The organism is Chryseobacterium gambrini (genome assembly GCF_900156825.1).
Taxonomy (GTDB): Bacteria; Bacteroidota; Bacteroidia; order Flavobacteriales; family Weeksellaceae; genus Chryseobacterium; species Chryseobacterium gambrini.
In genome coordinates, this window is the sequence record NZ_FTOV01000002.1 from 262,800 (window position 1) to 283,110 (window position 20,311).

Consider the following 20,311-nt stretch of genomic DNA (forward strand, 5'->3'; position numbering starts at 1 on the left):
GTAAATAAAAATCCAGCGAACAAAATTTCCTAAAATATCCACTAAAAATTCCAATATTTGATATTTTAACCAAATATAAATATTCTTTATTTACACTCATTCTAAAAAATGCTTTTAATCTTTTTTTAACCGGAGAATCTTTTCTTTCAGGATTCTAGATCCTAATTTTGCAGAAAATATAAATCATGAAGAAAAGCCTTCAATTCTTACTGTTAATTTTTTCACTGACAGTTTTTGCCCAAAAAGATAATGCTGATACAGAAGAAGTTGTAGCTCCTGATCGTTACAATACGGCTGAAGCTCAGACGAAACCTTATGTCATCATGATTTCTACAGATGGGTTTCGTTATGATTATGCTAAAAAATACAACGCAGAAAATCTTTTAAAATATTCCAATGAAGGAATTCAGGCGAAAGCGATGATTCCCAGTTATCCAAGCATTACATTTCCCAATCACTGGACATTGATTACCGGATTGTATCCCTCTCATCACGGACTGATCGATAATTATTTCTACGATTACCAAAAGAAGGAAAGTTACGCCATGAGCGATAAAAAAAATGCTGAAGACGGAAATTGGTACGGCGGAACGCCGCTTTGGGGACTCGCTGAAAAACAGGGAATGCTTTCCGCTTCGTTAATGTGGGTAGGTTCTGCAAGCAATGCAGGAGGAAACAGACCCACTTATTATTATCATTACCACGAAAAATTCTCACCATCTGAAAAAGTGGACAAAGTAATCGAATGGCTAAAGCTGCCAATGGAAAAAAGACCACATTTCATTTCATTGTATTTTCCTGAAGTTGATGCAAGCGGACATCATTTCGGTCCGGATTCCAGAGAGACGGAAGATGCTGTTCATCTGGTGGATGGAGCTATTGGCGAACTTGTTCAGAAAGTTCATGATTTAGGATTACAAAATGTAAACTTTGTCTTTGTTTCGGATCACGGAATGATAAAAGTGGATGGAGGAAGTCCGTTAGAAATTCCCGCAATGCTTTTTAATAAAGAAAGATTTGATTTTTACAATTCGCAGACTTTATTGAGGGTTTACGTTAAAAATCCAGATGAGGTTAAAAGGGTTTATAAAGAATTAAAAGCTAACAAAACAGAAGATTATGAAGTCTATCTGGATAAAAAACTCCCCAAATATCTTCATTTTTCAACAAAAGATGACCGGTATAAAAGAATCGGACAGATTTTATTGATTCCCAATGCTCCCAAAATATTTTTGGAAAAAGGAAAAAAATCATCGGTTGGAAAGCACGGCTATAATCCGCAGATAGTTACTGAAATGAAAGCCACATTCTTTGCGTGGGGACCGGAATTCAAAAATAATTTGGTGATCGATGAATTTCAGAACATTAACGTTTATCCTTTGGTTGCAGATATTTTAGGGTTGAAAATTGATCAGCCGATTGACGGGAAATTGAAGGTTTTGAAGGGGATTTTGAAAGAAAAGGAATAAATCAAGGTTGAGGTAAAGATTAAATTTAAATAATCCATTGATAAAAGTTTCGGCGAGCCAAAGGCTCGCCGAAACTGATTTGAATGTAAAGATTAAATGACATATGAAAATGGAGCGTTAAGAAAATTTAAATTTGATCCGTTAAGAAATTCCCACTGTTTGAAGCGCGAGACAAATATTAAATCAAAAGGCAAATCTTTAATTCGCGCAAGTTTTGGGAATTTTAGGAATAAATTTTAATTTTTAGCGAAAGTTTCCGAGTCTTGAATTTTTGTTTCTTTTGTTTCAAGACAAAAAAAAGTTATAAAATAACATTAAGCATTAAATTTATCCGCAAACTCTTTCGCAAACTCCTCCAATTTAATTTCTCCCTCCACTACAGAACCATGTTCAATAAAATCCTTCTGAACAATTCCGGTACGGATTCCTCTTCCCATTTCTGTATACAATTCTGCCATTTCCTGCGGAACTCCTGCCTGAAGCATTCCGTGTAAAGAATCTTCATCTTTAAATTCTACCCACGGAAGTTCCGGTTTTCCGATGGCATTTCCGAAAATATTTGCAAAATCCTGAGCTTTGCGAACATCGCTTACAATATATCTTATATTTTTACCTTCAGCACTTTTTAACAGTTCTTCAGCAGCAGCTTTTGCAATATCTTTGGGATGAACCAATGGAACTTCCGTGTGATCTGGATAATTCGCGCCAAGAATTCCGGCATTTTTAATCAGCGGAATATCATTAAAGAAATTAATGTAGAAATATCCTGCTCTTAAAAAAGTGACGGATGTATTTTCCAGTTCATTATAGAATTTCTCAATAGCATGAAGACCTTTTATCGGTCCGTTTTCCACAGGAGATTCTGCTCCGATGCTGCTCAGCATTACAATTCTTTTAACTCCGGTTTGTTGAACGGCTTCAGCATAATTTTTTCCCGCGTTCGTGGTATTTTCAATAAGATTTTCAAAACCCATATTGGGTGGAGTCATCAGAAACGCGGCATCATTTCCTTTAAAAGTTTCAACCAAAAAGTTCAGGTCTGTAATAGAACCGATAGCGGCTTGGGCTCCCAGATTTTCAATTTCACTTTTTTTAGATTCGCTGCTGCTGATAACGGTAATGTCATGTCCTTCTGCAATTAATTGCTCTGCAAGAGGTTTTGCTACATTTCCCAATGAACCGGTGATGATGATTTTCATAATTTTTATTTTTTTGTTGATAATTATTTTTTTATTTCCTGATACAAAGGTATATTTGTACTTACTTTTATACAAGTACTTACCCTAAAGTATGTATTTATTATGACGGCCATAAAAGAAACATCCACCATTCAGCAGAATAAAAAATACGCACTGGATTCCTGTCCCGTAACGTATGTCATGGAAAAAATCGGCGGATTCTGGAAACCGATTATTTTATATCATCTTTCCAACGGAGACAAAAGATACAGCGAACTGAAACGCGCCATTCCTGCGGTAACCGAAAAGATGCTGATTCAGCATTTAAAGCAACTGGAAAATGACGGACTGATCATTAGAACTGCAAAGCCTGTTGTTCCGCCCCATGTTACTTATGAACTGAGTGAGGCAGGAAAAGGTTTAATTCCGGTTATCAGTTCCATGGCAGAATGGGCATTTAAACACATGGAGGGAAAATATGATCATTTAAGAAATGTAACATTGTAAAAAATTAACCATTAGAAAACTTAATTTTCATAAACCATAAACCGCCAACAAAAAAAGCCCTCCGAAGAGAGCCTTAGTTAACAATATACAAAGAATTACAAAGATTGCATATCAATCACGAAACGGTATTTCACGTCGCTTTTCAGCATTCTGTCATACGCTTCATTAATATCCTGCATTTTGATTAATTCAATATCAGATACAATATTATGTTTTCCGCAGAAATCCAGAAGTTCCTGAGTTTCGGCAATTCCTCCGATTAAAGATCCTGCAACCGAACGACGCTGGAAAATAAGCGGTCTTGTACTTGGAGCTTCATTTTCGAATTCCCCTACAAATCCTACCATAACCAGAGTTCCGTTTAAAGCAACAGTCTGCATGTAAGGATTAATGTCGTGTTCATAAGGAACAGTATCAATAATCACATCAAATTTCCCTTTTACAGCATCCATCTGATCCTGCTCAGTAGAAATCACCACATGATCTGCTCCCAGTTTTTTAGCATCTTCCGTTTTTCCCGGAGTTCGCGAGAATAATGTTACTTCAGCGCCCAAACCTTTTGCCAGTTTAATCGCCATGTGTCCCAAACCTCCCAAACCTACAACAGCAACTTTAGAATCAGGACCTACATTCCAGTGTCTTAACGGAGACCATGTTGTAATTCCTGCACAAAGAAGAGGAGCAACAGCCGCTAAATCTAAATTTTCAGGAACACTTAATACGAAATGTTCATCTACAACTACTTTCTGAGAATATCCGCCGAAAGTATGACCTCCCAAATGTTTGTCCGGCCCGTTGTAAGTTCCTGTGAAACCATTCTGGCAATATTGCTCAAGATCGTGTTTGCAGCTTTCGCACTCGCCGCAAGAATCTACCATACAGCCGACTGCCGCAAGATCTCCGACTTTAAATTTAGAAACTTCATTTCCTACATTTGTAATTCTCCCTACAATTTCATGTCCCGGAACTACAGGATACATCGATCCGCCCCAGTCGTTTCTTGCGGTGTGAAGATCGGAGTGACAAACACCGCAGTATAGAATTTCAATTTCTACGTCTTTTGCCGTTACTTCTCTTCTTGCAATATTTAATTCCTGTAAATCGGCAGTCTTGGATTCTGCTCCGTAAGCTTTTACTGTGAATGTACTCATTTTGTTTAGTATTAATTATTTTGATTAGTTTATTCTTTGATTCAGAATAGGAAATTCGTTATTTTCTTAGCTGCAAAATTCGAACCTTTTAAAGTAAATCATCTTATATAAATTACAGAAAGATGTACCAATTTTACAGACAAAATAAAATGTCTCTTTAAAAGTGGTAATTTTGAATGGCAATTAAAATTTACTTCATGAAAAATAAGGAGGTTGAAATCTACAATACGGTTTCAGAATACAATAAAATGCTGAATCACGAGACGTTACATCCTTTGGTAAGTGTAATCGATTTTTCCAAATCTGATCCCATTTGTCAGCATTTGAGACAATTTGGTTTTTACACGGTCTTTTTAAAAGATGTGATGTGTGGCGATATGCAGTACGGAAAACACAGCTACGATTATCAGGAAGGAACATTGGTTTTTATTGCTCCGGGACAGACGTACGGAATTTCTAATGCAGGTACCTACATTCAGCCAGCCGGTTTTGCTCTTATTTTTCATCCTGATTTATTAAAAGGAACCAACCTCGGAAAAAATATCAAAGACTATAATTTTTTCTCCTATGAAGTTCATGAAGCACTGCATCTTTCAGAAAAAGAAAGAGAAATTATTCTGGAATGTTTTAAAAATATAAAGCATGAACTGGAACAGACAATTGATAAGCACAGTAAATCTTTAATTGTTAACAATATCGAGCTTTTTCTGAATTACTGTATGCGGTTTTATGACCGTCAGTTTATCACCAGAGATCACATCAATCAGGGAGTCATCGGAAAATTTGAAACTCTTCTGAACGATTATCTCACCTCCGAAAAGCCTAAAAATATAGGCTTTCCTATGGTAAATTACTTTGCAGAACAGCTTAATCTTTCAGCGAATTATTTTGGAGATTTAATTAAAAAAGAACTGGGTGTTTCCGCTCAGGAATTCATCCACAATAAACTGATTGATGTGGCAAAAGACCAGATTTTCGATTCCGCCAAATCCATCAGTGAAATTTCGTACAATCTTGGATTCAAATATCCGCAGCATTTTACAAGGCTTTTTAAAAGCAAAGTAGGTGTTTCTCCAAGTGAATATAAATCTTTAAACTGATTGGTTGAAGCAAAAACCAGAACAATATTTCTTGGCTTACTTAAGTGATTTTAAGAATTTATTTGTGGAAAACTGTCTAAAACAGGGACATTGATGTTTCATTAAATTGAGAAAATTACTACATTTAAAAAGCAGAAAAATTTTGTTTCATCATGACGCTACAGCAAAATACAGGAATTCATACTTTTCATACTTCTATCGGTAAAATTGCTGCAATAAAAACAAATGGAGTGATCAAAGCGAAAAGCATCCGGTACGCGAGATCAGAAAGATATAAAAAGCCCGTTCCTGTAGAAGATATTCAGACTCACGAAATTCCGGATAAAACACCGGTCTGTCCTCAACACATCAGTCCGCTGCTGGAAAGATTGATCCAGAAAACGAATGTTGAGCATTTCGAACCCGATGAATCTCCTCAGTTTTTAACAATTACCCGTCCGGAAAATTTTGAGGCAAATGAAAAACTTCCGGTGGTAGTCTGGATTCACGGAGGTTCCTATGAAATTGGCTGTGGAGATCTGCCTACTTCCGATCCTTCGGTTTGGGTAAAAGAGCAGAATCTTATTATTGTTTCCATTACATATCGTCTCGGACTTTTCGGATTTTTGGGAGGAAACGAAGAAAGACCTGCCAATTTAGGTTTGTTTGATATCATGGAATCTCTGAAGTGGATTCAGAAAAATATCCACAGTTTTGGCGGAAATTCGGAAAATATTACCCTTTTCGGGCAGTCTTCCGGAGGCGATGCGATTGCGCATCTGATGATTTCCGAAGGAATTGATGGATTGTTTAAAAGAGCCATTATCCACAGCGCACCGCTTGGTTTCAGGATGAAAAGAAGTAAAATGTCTTTAGAATTTTTCAGGAAGACCGATTTTCTGAAACATGAAAAAGATCCCCTGAAAATGGTGGATGAATACGTGAAATTTTTACCGTCATTCAGAAAATATGGTTTAAAAACGGCGATGCCTTTCTGTACGCAATATGGTTTTGACCCCTTATGCACGGAAGAAGAAAGTCTGCCAAAATGGAAAGAAAATGCGAAAAAATATGATGTATTGATCGGTTCCAGTCATGACGAAACTGCTTTTTATGTAAAAACGGCTCAGGAAGGACTTTACACGTATCTCCACGAAAAAATTCTCAACAAAATCGTTCGTAAAACAACAGAATCCATTTATGAAAAACCGGCAGAGATTTTTGCTGAAAATTATGCTTCTGGCGGCGGAAATATTTACCGGTTTAAAATTAAGTCCGTTCTGAAAAACAATTATATCGGAGCTTCCCACTGTGTAGATCTTCCTTTGATTTTCGAAAATCAGGAAGCATGGAAATCGGCAGAACTTTTAAAAGATGTTCCGTGGAAGCACATTCAGGAAAACGGAAAAAAACTTCGCGCATTGTGGGCGGAATTTGCAAGAACAGGAAAAATTTCCGATCATTCAGAACGACCGGAAATTCTTGAAATCCGAAAAGTTTAGTTTTATTTTTAAACACGAATACTACGAATTTTCTACATTTTTTAAACACAAGTGTCAAAAATATTTTCATGAATAATACAATTGAATTTTAGATAGCTTCATTTAAAATTATGCTATTTGCAAAAGTATTCATGTCATTTGTGAAAGCCATTTGTGATATTCGTGTTCAGACTCATTCAGCAAGCCAGACACTCACATTTCCCGCCAGAACCGGGAAATTTCCCCAACCGTTTTCATCGATGGTAATTTTATCTTCAAATCTTCCCAATGCATCATAAAACGTTTGTCCGATGTATCTTTCGCCCATTTCCATAGGTTTTTCGTAAGCATCTTTATTGCTTAAAACTACCGCACATCCGGAATGTTCCTCATCGCCTTCACGAACCCATCCGAGACAATTGGCATCCTCAAAATAATCTCTTTGTTCGCCGTAAGCATTGTTTTTTCTGGCTTTCAGAAGCTCCTCAATGCCGTCCACTTTATTTAAAAATATTTCCTGATCGTTGCCTTCCTTATCTTTATCCACATAATGCGCTCCGTAGAGATCCGGATAAAACACACACGGATAACCGTCTTTTCTCAACAGAATCAATGCATACGCCAAAGGTTTGAACCATTCTTCAACAGGAGCTTCAAGATCCTGTAAAGGCTGCGTGTCATGATTATCCACAAGACTTACCGAGTGAAGCGGATCTGCCTGAGTAAGGCTTTCGTCAAAGATTCTCCGCAAATCGTAAGAATTTCCTTCGTTGGAAGCGGTATGAAAATTATTTTGGAGAGAACTGTCGAACAGACTCATGCATCCTTCGGTAACATCGATGTATTTCTGCAAGAGATTCAGATATCCGGGAGCCCAGTATTCGCCAACCGCAAAAATATTTTTTCCGGTATTGGAACGAAGCAAAGTAAGCCATTCTTTATAAAAATCAAATGAAATATGCTTTAAGGCATCCAGTCTCACGCCGTCGAAATCGGTTTCATCAAAATACCATTTTGCCCAGTTGTTCAGTTCCTCGCGCACGAAAGGATTTCTGTGTTCTACATCATTGTACATCAGGTAATCATAATTTCCTTTCTCATCATCGATCATTTCTTCCCAGTCGGTTCCGTATTCATTTTTAATTTTAAAAATCTGCGAATCCATTCCTTCTGCATAATCCACGCCGCTGAAGCAGGTGAAGTTCCATTCAAATTCAGAATATTTTTTATTTCTTCCGGGAAAGGTAAATTTGGTATAAGACTGTATTTCTATTTCATCCGAGATTATTTTTTCTCTGTTTTCTTCATCTACTTTTAATGCTTTAAAGGTTTCCAGTTCATCGCCTCCGCCTTTATGTCCAAGTACAATATCTACAATTACTTTAATATTGTTTTCTTTAAGCGCCTTTATCGCTTTCAGGTAATCTTCTTTCGTGCCGTATTTGGTGGGAATCGTTCCTTTCTGATCAAATTCTCCGAGATCATAGAGATCGTAAGCGTCGTAGCCAATAGAGTGACCTCCTGTTGCGCCTTTGTAAGCGGGCGGGAACCAGACTGAGGTAATGCCGAGTCCGGCTAAATATTTTGCATTTTGTTCTGCTTCTTTCCACAGCTTACTGTCTCCTTCAGAATACCAATGGAAATACTGAATCATCGTTTCATTCATAAATTGTAAAATTTGGTTACTACAATTTAGTGAAAAAAAACGGATTATTGATCTTCGAATTCCTTAAACGGGATTTTTAGTTGAACGGAAACCTGTTTTTTTTCTTCGGTGTTGAGCTGCGAAAGAGATAATCCCAACAGTCTCACCGGCTTATCGAAAGGTCTTAGTTCCCAAAGTTTTTTTCCGGTATTGAAATATTGTTCGGCAGAGGAAAAATATTCTTCTTTGGTAATGCTTCGAGTATACAGTGAGAAATCTTTGTATTTAATTTTTAAAGTTAAAGATCTTCCCAGAATATTATTTTTCTGCAATCTGTTTTGCAGTTCTTCGCTCAGGCTCTGTAATTTTTCGTCAACCTGCTGTTCATCAAAAAGGTCTTCAAAAAAAGTTCTTTCTACTGCCACACTTTTCTGGATGCGGTGCGGTTTTACTTCCGAATGATGAATTCCGCGAACCACGTTGTAATAATAAGCTCCGGATTTTCCGAACAGTCTTGTTAAATCTTCAATGGATCTTTTCTTTAGATCTTTCCCTTTGTAAATGCCTAAGCTGAACATTTTATTAGCCGTAACTTTTCCTACTCCATAAAATTTTTCTACCGGAAGTTCTTCCAGAAAGCCTTCGATTTTGTCGGGATGAATGGTTTTTTGTCCGTTCGGTTTGTTGATATCTGAAGCGACTTTGGCTAAAAATTTATTCACAGAAATTCCTGCGGAAGCAGTAAGTCCGGTCTGTTCAAAAATTTTCTGACGGATCTCTTTGGCGATCTGATTGGCAGATTCCATTCCTTTTTTATTTTCTGTAACGTCGAGATAGGCTTCATCCAAAGAAAGAGGTTCCACCAGATCGGTGTATTCGTAAAATATTTCACGGATCTTTTTAGAAATTTCTTTGTAACGCGCAAAACGCGGAGGGACAAAAATAAGGTGCGGACATTTTTCTTTTGCCGTTTTGCTGGGCATTGCAGACCGGACTCCGAATTTTCTGGCTTCGTAACTTGCCGCCGAAACGACACCACGATGTCCGCCTCCGACTGCAATTGCTTTTCCTTTCAATGCAGGATTGTCGTGCTGCTCCACAGAAGCATAAAATGCATCCATATCGACGTGAATTATTTTGCGCATGGGAAAAGAAGAATCCATACCGCAAAGATATGGATTCCTGTATTTTTTATTGTATGATTTATAAGTCTAAGGTTTTATGTCTCATGTTCAATGATCCTTTACCCTCAATCTTAATTATTTCAAAAGCTGATCAATGGTAGCTTGAATTTCCGGATCTTCAGGAGTAATAGCGTAGTATTTTGCAATGGCAGACTTCTGATCGATCACCATATAACGCGGAATCCAGTTCAGATCAATATAATTGTTGAAATCGTTTTTCCAGCCGGATGAGAACCAGTAGTTTTCTTTGTCTTTCATCTCAAATTTTTCCAGACTTCTTTCAAAGCCTTCTTTGGAACGGTCTAACGAAAGAAATACAAAATCTATGTTTTTATTTTTTTCTTCCAGTTCTCTGGCTTTCGGAAGCGCATTTAAACAGTCTCTGCACCATCCTGCCCAAAAATCAATAACCAGAACTTTACCTTTATGCTGATCCAGAATCTGCTGAATGGTAACCATTTTTCCGTCTTCATCTTCCAGTTTCTGCACCAAAGCTTGTTTGGAGAAACTCTTTTTCAGGACTTTCGGGGTCTGCTGAGAACAGCCTAATCCGAAAATTCCCATCATTAATAGTAACAACAGTTTTTTCATGTTCAAAAAAATTATGTATGCAAATCTAGACAATGCCGTGCAATCTGAGCTGATTTTTGATGACTTTATAAAAATTGATGGGATTGAAGATTTCTATTGAATTTACAATTAAAAAATTCACAAATTTTATCGTTCTGAAAACATCGACAAATATTAAGTCTGTTTAAACTTTATTTAACCGCAAAAGTCACAAAAGATCTACTAAATTTTTTATTTAAAGTTGATTATTATAAATGAAAAAGAAAACAATAGTTTTTAAAAATCTTTGATTTTTATTCTTTTGAGCGCTTTGATTATTCTGGAAATTCGCTTTAACATTATCTTTTGTCCCTTTTGCGGTTAATTCTGAAATTAGTTTAAACAAGTTTATTGTTAATAATCTTAGGTTTATGAATAATTTTTCACCAAACCTTTTACCACTGCAATTACATTCGGCATGGCTGTATTGGCTGCATTCAGAACTTCTTCGTGAGAAACGGAGTGGGCAATATCGGGACCGCCCAAATCGGTCACGACGGAAATACCGAAAACATCCATTCCCATATGTTTAGCAACGATCACTTCCGGAACGGTACTCATTCCCACAAGATCTCCGCCAATGGCTTTAATCATTCCGTATTCTGCGGGAGTTTCGAAAGTGGGTCCCTGTAAAGCTACATAAACACTTTGGTGGACGGTAATATTCTGTTCAGAAGCAACATTTTGTGCAACGTAGATCATTTTTCTGTTGTACGGTTCGCTCATATCCACAAATCGGGGACCGAAAGAATCGATGTTTCTGCCACGAAGCGGATGTTCAGGCATCATATTGATGTGATCCCGAATGATTGCAATATCACCGATCTTATAGCCCGGATTAATTCCACCTGAAGCATTGGAAAGAATAAGATTTTTAATTCCCAACAGATAAAAAACACGGATCGGAAAGACCACCGTTTCTATGGAATGCCCTTCGTAGTAATGAAAACGACCGCTCATCATCAGAACTTTTTTTCCTTCCAGAATTCCGTAGATCAGTTTTCCGCCGTGTCCTGCAACGGTAGTCTGCGGAAAGTTGGGGATTTCAGTGTATTCTAAAGTATGAATAGCTTCCACTTCATCCTGCAGTTTGCCTAAGCCGGAGCCTAAAACAATGGCAAAATCGGGAGCTTCTTTAATGATGTTTTTAACGAAATCTGCGGTCTGCTTAATTTTTTCTAACATAATCTAAGATGATTTGATTGAATTCTTCCTTTTTATCAATAATTACATTGATCGGCCAGTAGTACACAATATCTCTAAGATAATCAAAACTTTTCAGGCGCACATAGTCTTTTTCAGTGGTTAAAATCAATTTATATTCCCCTAGTTTTTTATATTCCGCTATAATATTTTTAATATCGGCTTCCGTGAAATTATGATGATCTCTGAATTTTAAGTGTTTTACCCTTTGCGAAAATTTTGCAAGATGGGTGAGGAGAGGTTTCGGATTGGCGATTCCTGTAATTAAAAGAATGTCGTAATAATTCAGGTTGTTGTCGGGAAGCATTTTTTCTCTTCCGTATACGTTTTCGTCGTATCCGATGGATGAAAAGAATACTTTCTGTGTACGGTCCGGTCTTATTCTGGAAATGTAATACTGTTTGGTTTCCTCGGTAAGTTCATCGGGACATTTGCTCACCATGATGATATCCGCTCTTTTGGATCCGGCTCTTGATTCTCTTAAATCTCCCGCAGGTAAAAGATGATCTTTGAAGTAAGGATCATTAAAATCGGTCATCATGATGTTGAATCCTGCTTTTATCGCTCTGTGCTGCATTGCATCGTCCAGAACCAGAACATCAAGATCCATATCGCTGATTACTTTTTTGGCTCCGGGAACTCTTTCTTCGGAAACTGCGATTACGAAACGGTTTTTAAAGCGTTCAAACAACTGCATGGCTTCATCGCCTACAGTTTTGTAATTGCTTTCATAATTTGTAACAGCGTATCCTTTCGTAAGTCTTCCGTATCCTCTGGAAAGCACGCCGGTTCTGTAATGTTTGGACAGGAAATGAGCAAGATACATCACCATCGGCGATTTTCCGCTTCCGCCCACAGAAAGGTTCCCGACACAGATTATCGGCGTTTTGAATTTCACAGATTTAAAAATTCCCAGATCATACATTGTGTTTCGGATACCCGTTACCATGTGATAGCCGAGGGAAAAAGGATAGAGGTACCATCTTTTCATACGTTTGCAAAAATAGGAAATTTCGCAGGGATTTGGATGAATATGGGAGCTACTTTTCGATATTTATTTAAAAAATCTGTTATTGATTATCATCAAATTAAAGTATTTTTGTAGAGTTATTTTTATTTACCTTGAGATATTTTATAGAATTTTCCTACAACGGCAAGAATTATTTCGGTTACCAGATTCAGCCGAATGCTATTTCTGTACAGGAAGAACTGGAGAAAGCACTTTCCACGATTTTAAGAGAAGAGATTAAGACAACGGGAGCGGGAAGAACGGATACGGGCGTTCATGCGAAGAAAATTTTTGCTCATTTTGATACGGAGAAAGTTCTGGATCAGGAATTGGTGAGAAGACTGAACAGTTTTCTTCCGGCGGATATTTCCATTAAGAGAATATTTCCTGTAAAAGATGATTTCCATGCGCGTTTTGATGCTACTTACCGAACGTACGAGTACTATATTTCGCTTGAAAAAAATCCGTTCACGGAAGAATCGGCGTGGCAACACTGGAGAAAACCTTTAGATGTCGAAAAAATGAATGAAGCCTGTAAAATTTTATTTGAATATGAGGATTTTACCAGCTTTGCAAAATTACATACCGACAATAAAACCAACTTCTGCAAAATGTACAAGGCAGAATGGGAACAGAATGGAAGTGAACTGAAATTTACCGTTTCTGCGAACCGTTTTCTGAGAAATATGGTGAGAGCTATTGTGGGAACAATGGTAGAAGTAGGTTCAGGAAAATTGCAGCCTGAAGACGTAAGAAAAGTTATTGAAGACAAACACCGAAACTCTGCGGGAACTTCTGCACCGGCGCATGGGTTGTACTTGGTGGATGTGGGGTATGATTTTGAGTAATATTTAAACACAAATTCCACAAATAATACCACGAATATTCACTAATCAATTAAAAATTGCTTTAAATAGATTTGAGCTATTTGTGAAAAAATAATGGTGTAATTTGTGTTTAAATGAAAACAAAAAAAACGAAAATCATGGACGAAATCGAAAGACTTGCCTTTGCATTACAACATTTCGCGGGACTTGAGGAGTATGATTTTCAGCCGTCATTAGTAGTTTGCCTCGTCGGACATTCACATTTGCTTTCCTGAATATTGGTTTGCCCTGTCGGAATTTCCGACGATAAGAACCTGTAAAATCTTGCCGCCGGAGATCCCCGGTGATCCGTGTTTTTTGCTCTGCTTAGTTTTAAATTGAGCATTTTTATTGTTTTTCATCTATACCATAAATAACATCAATCTGAAATTTTCATCAGGAATTAATGAAGTTGTAAAGGCAGACAAATTTGAAAGTCTTATTTTTGCATAGAATTTTATATAATTCTTTTCTTCAATTCGTACAATGAAAAAACAAGATACCTGGGGAATTGTAAAGAGGCTGTTCTTTATCGGAATGAAGTTCCGTTCTTGGTTCATCCTTACTTTAGTGATTTCCATTTTTCTGGCAATAGTTTCTACTTACCGTCCTTATCTTACCATGCAAGTGGTGGATAATGACATTACCAAGCTGAAAGATAAAGCACTGATGTTAAAGCATATTTATCTTTTGGTCGGTCTGGTTTTCACAGAGACCATTTTAAACTTTTTTCTGGTTTATTTCTCCAATTTCATTTCTCAGAATGTAATCCGAGACATAAGAGAGAGGTTGTATAATAAGCTGATTTATTTTAAAACGTCTTTCTTCGATAAAACTCCGATCGGGCAGTTGGTGACGAGAGCTGTGGGTGATGTGGAAACCATTGCAACAGTGTATACCGACGGATTTCTGATGGTTTTCGGGGATGTGCTGAGAATTATTTTCGTATTGATTATGATGTTAAGTACCAATGTTCATCTCAGTTATATTACATTGGCGATTTTACCTTTAATGGTCGTGATTACAAGATTTTTCCAGAAAAGGCTGAAAAAAGCATTCGGAGATGAAAGAAACTGGACTTCCAACCAGAATTCTTTCGTTCAGGAAAGACTGGCGGGAATGCCGATCATTCAGGTTTTCAACAGGCAGGAAGCTGAATTTAAAAAGTTTGATGATATCAATATTACTTTAAAAAGTGCTTTGCTGAGAACGGTTTTTATCTTCTCGCTGTTTTTTCCTGTGGTGGAATTAATTTCGTCTCTTTTTATCGGGTTTATCCTTTTTTACGGAGGATATATTACGATCAGTGCGGGAGTTGTGATTGCATTTATCCAGTATATTTCGATGCTGATCCGTCCTTTACGACAGATTGCCGACCGTTTCAACAACATTCAGCGAGGAATTGTAGGCGCAGAAAGAGTTTTAGGATTAATGGATGAAGACAATGCCATGCCGAACAACGGGAAAGTGGAAAAAGATCATTTTGACGGAAAAATTGAATTTAAAAATGTACATTTTGCGTATGACGAAAAGCAGGAAGTATTAAAAGGAATTGATTTTAAAGTAAATCCGGGTGAAACTGTTGCCATTGTAGGAGCTACCGGAGCCGGAAAATCTACGATCATCAGTTTAATTACAAGATTGTATGATATTAATTCCGGAAATATTTTAATTGATGATGTGGATCTGAAAGATTATGAGCTTTATAATTTAAGAAGCCACATCGGAGTCGTTCTGCAGGATGTTTTCCTGTTCCACGGAAGTATTTATGAAAATCTTTCGTTTGGGGATGAAAGCATTACGCTGGATAAAATAAAAGCAGGGGCAAAAGAAATTGAGGTTGATGAATTTATCGAACAGCTTCCGGGAGGATATGATTATGTGGTAAGCGAGAGAGGTTCGTCCATTTCTCTGGGACAGAGACAATTGCTTTCTTTCTTAAGAGCCTATCTGTCTGATCCGAAAATTCTGATTTTAGATGAAGCCACGTCTTCCATCGATCACGAAAGTGAAAAATTAATTCAGAGAGCCACGGAAAAAATTACAAAAAACAGAACGTCAATCATTATTGCACACCGACTTTCTACCATTGAAAAGGCCGATAAAATTATCGTGATGGAGCACGGAAAAATTGTTGAAGAAGGCAAACATCTTGAACTTCTGGACAAAAACGGATATTACTCCACACTTTATAAAGCTCAGTTGAGACCTGAAGTGGAACTGGAAGAAGAAACCTAAGAAGTAATTTGTTGTAGATATAAGAAGGTTAAAATCGATTGGTTTTAACCTTTTTTTATTTGATTTCGTATTCTTTCTGTAAAATTTTCAAAAATTCATCCTTGGAGATTCCTTTTTCGGATTTGAAATGAATATTCATCAAGCCTTCGTCTGTAGTAAACTGATCTTTTCTGTAAAGATGATCCAATAAACTCTGAAGTGAATATTGTCTGGTTTCAATGCTGTATATTCTGTCATCAACTATTTTTGTTTCAGATAATACAGGTTCGTTGTCATTTATAAAAGCTTTCTGCTCAATTCTTATATCGTAATCCTGTGTTTTTTCAGCAAAAGGAGACGTAAAAAGCAACATGATGCAAGGAATAGAAATTCCGAACAGAAGATTCCATAACGCATGATAAAGCATACTGTGAAAAATATTCAGCCTTACGCGAATGTAGCTTAAAATAAGTCCACCCGATAACTGAGAAGCCACAATGAAAGGAGAAAGGGCGTAGAATTTCCACGAGTCGTTTACATAATTGTCCAGATGTACAAATCCGAAAATGATTGAAGAAATATAAACCAGAAACGGAAAAATTCTGTTCCATTTTTCCCTGTTGATAAGGTGTGAAAAAAGTTTTTTGTAACGAAGGGCATATCTGAAAATAAATTCTTCTGAAAGCGGAGCAAAAATTACCATTAAAAAGACCGCCTGAAACCATGTTAGATTTTCAAAAGCATCGGATGGTTTTAGAGTGATAACCTTTTCCGCGAGATAGTTTAGAGGAAGCACTAAAACCAAAAAGAAAATAATCTCAATAATCAGCAGATTGGAAATGAAGCGAAATTTTCTTTTTGAAGAAAATTCAATCTGAACGTCATCTGGCTTTTTTATAAACTGTAAAAGATCTTTGGTATCACGTTTCAACCTTTGTAAATGATTCACGAAGTAATTTTTAAAACACGAAATTAAAATTTTAACGTTAATGAAAGTTCATTTTTTGTGAAATTTACCAGCATTCATATTTTTTCAGAAGTTTTTGGATAATAAAATCAGGATTTTTTCATCTTGAAGATTTTACTGAATTGAAGCACAATCGGGAGTTTTAAATTCAGATTTCTGTGCCTGAAAAAAATTAAACAGTGATAAAAGGAATGCTGTAAAAGCTGTTTTGAGCGTCGTGGGTATAAAGTTTTTGAATTATTTATTTAAACGTTAAATCTGTTAAAAATGTATACATTTTGTAAAATAAATTCGATAGTCGTAAATATTTTAGTAAAATATTGCCTGAATCTTATGTTTATAAGGAATATTTTATTAACTTTATTCAGAATTTAAACACGACCCCTTTATTTTGGTAGGGTGTTTGATGTAAAGAGGTAATTTTAATTAAATCCAAAAATATAGATGAAGAATATACAAGATGAATTTCAGGTTTTTAAAGACGAATTAAGAAAGTTGAATATCGAAGTACAGAAAGTGGTGAAAGTAGGGAACGGCAGTATGGATTTCCACGAAGTTTTTTATAAATCGCCAAGGTATGAAGATGTGAAGAGCGTTTATGTTCAGAGGCATAATCTGGACAATATTTTAGAGAAATTTAAGCAGGCTTATCATTAAATAGAAATCGCGGCTCAGGGAACCTGAGCCGCGATTTTTTTATCATCAATTAATCCTTATCCAGTGTAGAGGTTTTTCTGGTATCCTTCATTCTGATATATACCACGAAGGAAAAGAAAATACAGGCTGTAATGTACCAGTAGAAATAATGTTCCACATTTGCCTGTTTAAACCAAAGTGCAATATACTCTGCCGTTCCTCCGAAAACGGCAACCGTTAAAGCGTAAGGTAGCCCGACTCCCAAAGCTCTTACTTCGGACGGGAAAAGTTCGGCTTTTACTACGGCATTGATAGAGGTGTAGCCGCTCACGATAATTAAAGCCGACATAATCAGGAAAAACGCGCCCCACATGGATGTAGTGTGGCTTAAAGCATTTAGCAGGGGATAGGTGAAGAGGGTTCCCAGAATTCCGAATGCCAATAATAAAGGTCTTCTTCCGATCTTATCCGACAGCGCTCCGAAAACAGGCTGTAAGCAAGCGAAAATAAACAGAGAAATAAAAGAAATAAGCGTAGACTCTTCTTTGGTAAGATGAACGGTATTCACCAGAAATTTCTGCATATAGGTTGTGTAGGTGTAGAACGCTAATGTTCCTCCCAATGTTAATCCTACAACGGTAATTAATGCTTTCGGATGTTTAAGCAGTTCTTTTAAAGTCCCTTTTTTCTTCTCACCCAGATCTTTTTTGTTTTCAAAAGCTTCAGTTTCATGAAGATTGGCCCTTAAATATAAAGCGATGACAGAAAGCAAGGCTCCGATCACAAAAGGAATTCTCCATCCCCAATCTTCGAGTTGGACTTCCGTTAAAAGCAATTTCTGTAAAATGAGCTGAATTCCCAAAGCAATTAACTGTCCGCCAATTAAAGTAACATACTGAAAGCTGGAATAAAATCCTCTCCGGTCTGAAGTTGCCATTTCGCTGAGGTAGGTTGCCGAAACGCCATATTCTCCGCCAACACTCAGTCCCTGAAGCAATCTTGCGATCAGCAAAAGAAGAGGAGCTAAAACACCGATGGTTTTATAAGTGGGCGTTAAAGCAATGAGTAAAGACCCGAAAGACATCAGCAAAACGGAAAGCGTCATTGCTTTTTTTCTTCCGACTCTGTCGGCAATACTTCCGAAAAGCCATCCTCCGACGGGACGCATCAGAAAACCGACAGCGAAAATTCCGGCTGTATTTAAAAGCTGCGCGGTCATATCCGAATCCGGGAAAAAAGAATTTGAAAAATAGATAGCAAAGGCAGCGTAAGCATACCAGTCGTACCATTCTACCAGATTTCCGATCGATCCGCCTACAATTGCTTTGATTCTTTGGGTGGTGGTGATTTGTGATGAATTCATGTAGGAAAGATATTTCTTTTCTTTAATTGTGAAAAGTATTTTAGATATAATTTATCTGAAAATTGTATACAAAAACTGACTTCCCCATTCAGGAAGCATATATGTCCTTAAATTTTCGTCTTTGGGTAAAAACTCCATTCCCTGCAATCCATTATGCATTTCCATATTTCCAACACCTTTGATGCTAAACATTGCCATCATCAAATGATAGTTTTTTTCATCCATCAGTCGATAAATTTCAGGTATATCATCCTCAGTTTTGCCGGTAAGATGAGAGAATGCACTTGCATAAAAATGCTGATACATGGGATCATTAGTTTCTATTAAAGAACTTTCATAATAATATTTAATGATGTTGTAACTTTTCTCGTATAGATGATTTTCAGTTTTCAGGATAAATTGTTTTCTGTAATTTTTTATCGGAACAATTCTTTCGGGTGAAATATGAAGGTATTCCGAATATCCGGAATAGATGACCTCAACTAATGGTTTATGATTGAAGCCGGAAAATTTTCGGACAATAAAGTTCTCGGCTATTTTATTTTCTGGAATCAATGCTAAGTTTAATGCGCCTTTTTGTTTGAACTGTCTGTAAAATCTTCCGTTTCACTACAGTTTAAAGAACTTTCAGATAATTTATCATATTTAATGAAATACCTGTATCCTAAAACAAACTGAACAGCATAGTGAACAGAAACGTGAGATGAATACATGCGTGTTTATTTCAGACTAATATAAAAATAAAACCGTTCTCCAGAAAGAACGGTTTTAAGTAGGCAGTAAAAATTTTTAAAATCGATATCCCAGAGATAATCCGCTTCTGAAGCCAAGCCATGGTCCGTCTACATTTACTCTGGCTCCGTTTGCATTGGTTTCTACGGTGTAATTCACATAAGGAATATCCAGATCTTCAATTTCTTTTTTTAGCTGAGCCTGCATATCGGGAGTCAGGATCACATCACTCGTCATGGTAAAATCGCCCTGTCCTTTTCCGTAATGCGCTCCTGCGATCCAGAAATCCAGAACTAAATTTTTGCTTGGCGTAAGGAAAAACTGAACGCCCACCATTACGCCGCCGCTGTTTCCGTGTGCGCTTCCGTTTCCTTTCAGAGGAATCTGATAGGTTGTTCCGCTGAAGATATAATCATAATAAAAATCGAATGTGTTGGAAGTAATTTTGGAATATCTGTAATAAGGGGCTACGTAAAATCCTTTTCCGTAACCGGCTCCGAGATAAAATCGCGGTTCGATGGTAAAGTTGAACGATTTTACTTCGAGATTCTGAAATCTTTTTTCGTCTTCATCGCTCAGAAATGAATTGATGAAAGGAACTTTCCCTTCAGGCATGGTTCCGAATCCCATATTTAAAGAAAACCACTGGTTAAAAGCTCTTTCATAAGAGAGATTGATATTTCTGAAAACATAAGCCGTAACATTTGTCTTGATAATGTTCATTTTATCCGGGTTTTCAGGTGCTGTCATTTTGATGATATCCTTTTTAGCCGGAGTTTCAGGAGCAATAGTTTCCTGTGCAGAAAATCCTGAAAAGATAAAAGAGGAAAGAAGGAAGAAGTATTTTTTCATGATCTTATATTTAGTAGGTGATAATTTTCAGAGAGCAAAAAACGGGCAAAAAAATGAAAAAATACACTTTCGTGTGAAAAATTAAAGATTTGTTGATGGTTTATGTCTTTTTGATGATAATTTCAGATTTGAAAAGATTTATGGTAATCATATATTGAATATG

At 36.8% G+C, this 20,311-nt stretch carries 20 protein-coding genes; 7 read left to right on the top strand and 13 right to left on the bottom strand.

Features of this window, described 5'->3' with window-relative positions; all coding sequences use genetic code 11:
• The first annotated feature begins 185 nt into the window (after positions 1–185).
• Positions 186–1,469 (top strand): alkaline phosphatase family protein, encoded by a 1,284-nt coding sequence (locus BW951_RS04735; RefSeq protein WP_076390722.1) that lies wholly within the window; start codon positions 186–188, stop codon positions 1,467–1,469.
• Positions 1,470–1,783: 314 nt separating this feature from the next.
• Here BW951_RS04735 and BW951_RS04740 read toward each other — a convergent pair whose 3' ends face one another.
• Entirely contained in the window at positions 1,784–2,668 is an 885-nt protein-coding gene (locus tag BW951_RS04740; protein WP_076390998.1) for an NAD(P)H-binding protein, read from the bottom strand.
• Positions 2,669–2,770: 102 nt separating this feature from the next.
• On the opposite strand from BW951_RS04740, the gene BW951_RS04745 reads away from it, so the two are divergent.
• Entirely contained in the window at positions 2,771–3,154 is a 384-nt protein-coding gene (locus tag BW951_RS04745) for a winged helix-turn-helix transcriptional regulator (RefSeq protein ID WP_076390723.1), read from the top strand.
• Between the two features lie 95 nt (positions 3,155–3,249).
• Here BW951_RS04745 and BW951_RS04750 read toward each other — a convergent pair whose 3' ends face one another.
• On the bottom strand, positions 3,250–4,305 hold the full coding sequence (locus BW951_RS04750; RefSeq protein WP_076390724.1) for an NAD(P)-dependent alcohol dehydrogenase: 1,056 nt from the start codon (positions 4,303–4,305) through the stop codon (positions 3,250–3,252).
• Between the two features lie 197 nt (positions 4,306–4,502).
• Between BW951_RS04750 and BW951_RS04755 the strand changes: the two genes are divergently transcribed.
• Together BW951_RS04755 and BW951_RS04760 are read left to right on the top strand one after the other, a co-directional pair.
• Positions 4,503–5,405: a helix-turn-helix domain-containing protein gene (locus BW951_RS04755; protein WP_076390725.1), complete on the top strand. Its 903-nt coding sequence runs from the start codon at positions 4,503–4,505 to the stop codon at positions 5,403–5,405.
• Between the two features lie 152 nt (positions 5,406–5,557).
• The gene (locus BW951_RS04760; protein ID WP_076390726.1) at positions 5,558–6,886 is read left to right on the top strand and encodes a carboxylesterase family protein; all 1,329 of its coding nucleotides are present in this window, start codon (positions 5,558–5,560) and stop codon (positions 6,884–6,886) included.
• Positions 6,887–7,058: 172 nt separating this feature from the next.
• Here BW951_RS04760 and BW951_RS04765 read toward each other — a convergent pair whose 3' ends face one another.
• The 5 genes from BW951_RS04765 to lpxK all read right to left on the bottom strand — a co-directional run bounded on the left by BW951_RS04765 (position 7,059) and on the right by lpxK (position 12,497).
• A complete protein-coding gene (locus BW951_RS04765; protein ID WP_076390727.1) occupies positions 7,059–8,531 on the bottom strand; it encodes an alpha-amylase in 1,473 nt (490 codons plus the stop codon).
• A 44-nt stretch (positions 8,532–8,575) separates the two neighbouring features.
• Positions 8,576–9,673 carry a DNA polymerase IV gene (dinB, locus tag BW951_RS04770; protein ID WP_076390728.1) on the bottom strand — a complete coding sequence of 366 codons (1,098 nt, stop codon included), beginning with the start codon at positions 9,671–9,673 and terminating at the stop codon, positions 8,576–8,578.
• A gap of 96 nt (positions 9,674–9,769) precedes the next feature.
• Positions 9,770–10,285 carry a TlpA family protein disulfide reductase gene (locus BW951_RS04775; protein ID WP_076390729.1) on the bottom strand — a complete coding sequence of 172 codons (516 nt, stop codon included), beginning with the start codon at positions 10,283–10,285 and terminating at the stop codon, positions 9,770–9,772.
• Between the two features lie 387 nt (positions 10,286–10,672).
• Entirely contained in the window at positions 10,673–11,488 is an 816-nt protein-coding gene (locus BW951_RS04780; protein ID WP_076390730.1) for a purine-nucleoside phosphorylase, read from the bottom strand.
• Positions 11,472–12,497, bottom strand: a complete 1,026-nt coding sequence (gene lpxK, locus BW951_RS04785; RefSeq protein WP_076390731.1) for a tetraacyldisaccharide 4'-kinase — start codon at positions 12,495–12,497, stop codon at positions 11,472–11,474. The genes BW951_RS04780 and lpxK overlap by 17 nt, the downstream gene beginning before the upstream one ends.
• Positions 12,498–12,628: 131 nt before the next feature.
• Here lpxK and truA point away from each other — a divergent pair, with 131 nt between their 5' ends.
• Entirely contained in the window at positions 12,629–13,363 is a 735-nt protein-coding gene (gene truA, locus BW951_RS04790; RefSeq protein WP_076390732.1) for a tRNA pseudouridine(38-40) synthase TruA, read from the top strand.
• A gap of 202 nt (positions 13,364–13,565) precedes the next feature.
• Here truA and BW951_RS22650 read toward each other — a convergent pair whose 3' ends face one another.
• Positions 13,566–13,727: a hypothetical protein gene (locus BW951_RS22650; protein WP_175608785.1), complete on the bottom strand. Its 162-nt coding sequence runs from the start codon at positions 13,725–13,727 to the stop codon at positions 13,566–13,568.
• Between the two features lie 140 nt (positions 13,728–13,867).
• Between BW951_RS22650 and BW951_RS04795 the strand changes: the two genes are divergently transcribed.
• The gene (locus BW951_RS04795; protein ID WP_076390733.1) at positions 13,868–15,619 is read left to right on the top strand and encodes an ABC transporter ATP-binding protein; all 1,752 of its coding nucleotides are present in this window, start codon (positions 13,868–13,870) and stop codon (positions 15,617–15,619) included.
• A gap of 55 nt (positions 15,620–15,674) precedes the next feature.
• Here the strand turns inward: BW951_RS04795 and BW951_RS04800 are convergent, their stop codons facing one another.
• Positions 15,675–16,547, bottom strand: coding sequence for a CPBP family intramembrane glutamic endopeptidase (locus tag BW951_RS04800; RefSeq protein ID WP_139326101.1), 873 nt, complete (start codon positions 16,545–16,547; stop codon positions 15,675–15,677).
• 462 nt (positions 16,548–17,009) lie between these two features.
• Here BW951_RS04800 and BW951_RS04805 point away from each other — a divergent pair, with 462 nt between their 5' ends.
• The gene (locus BW951_RS04805) at positions 17,010–17,222 is read left to right on the top strand and encodes a hypothetical protein (protein ID WP_029295611.1); all 213 of its coding nucleotides are present in this window, start codon (positions 17,010–17,012) and stop codon (positions 17,220–17,222) included.
• A 49-nt stretch (positions 17,223–17,271) separates the two neighbouring features.
• On the opposite strand, the gene BW951_RS04810 is transcribed toward BW951_RS04805, so the two are convergent.
• The 4 genes from BW951_RS04810 to BW951_RS04820 all read right to left on the bottom strand — a co-directional run bounded on the left by BW951_RS04810 (position 17,272) and on the right by BW951_RS04820 (position 20,148).
• Positions 17,272–18,564: an MFS transporter gene (locus tag BW951_RS04810; RefSeq protein ID WP_076390735.1), complete on the bottom strand. Its 1,293-nt coding sequence runs from the start codon at positions 18,562–18,564 to the stop codon at positions 17,272–17,274.
• A gap of 51 nt (positions 18,565–18,615) precedes the next feature.
• Positions 18,616–19,119, bottom strand: coding sequence for a hypothetical protein (locus tag BW951_RS04815; protein ID WP_076390736.1), 504 nt, complete (start codon positions 19,117–19,119; stop codon positions 18,616–18,618).
• 8 nt (positions 19,120–19,127) lie between these two features.
• On the bottom strand, positions 19,128–19,277 hold the full coding sequence (locus tag BW951_RS22655; RefSeq protein WP_175608786.1) for a hypothetical protein: 150 nt from the start codon (positions 19,275–19,277) through the stop codon (positions 19,128–19,130).
• A 76-nt stretch (positions 19,278–19,353) separates the two neighbouring features.
• A complete protein-coding gene (locus BW951_RS04820) occupies positions 19,354–20,148 on the bottom strand; it encodes a DUF3575 domain-containing protein (RefSeq protein ID WP_076390737.1) in 795 nt (264 codons plus the stop codon).
• Positions 20,149–20,311 lie beyond the last annotated feature (163 nt).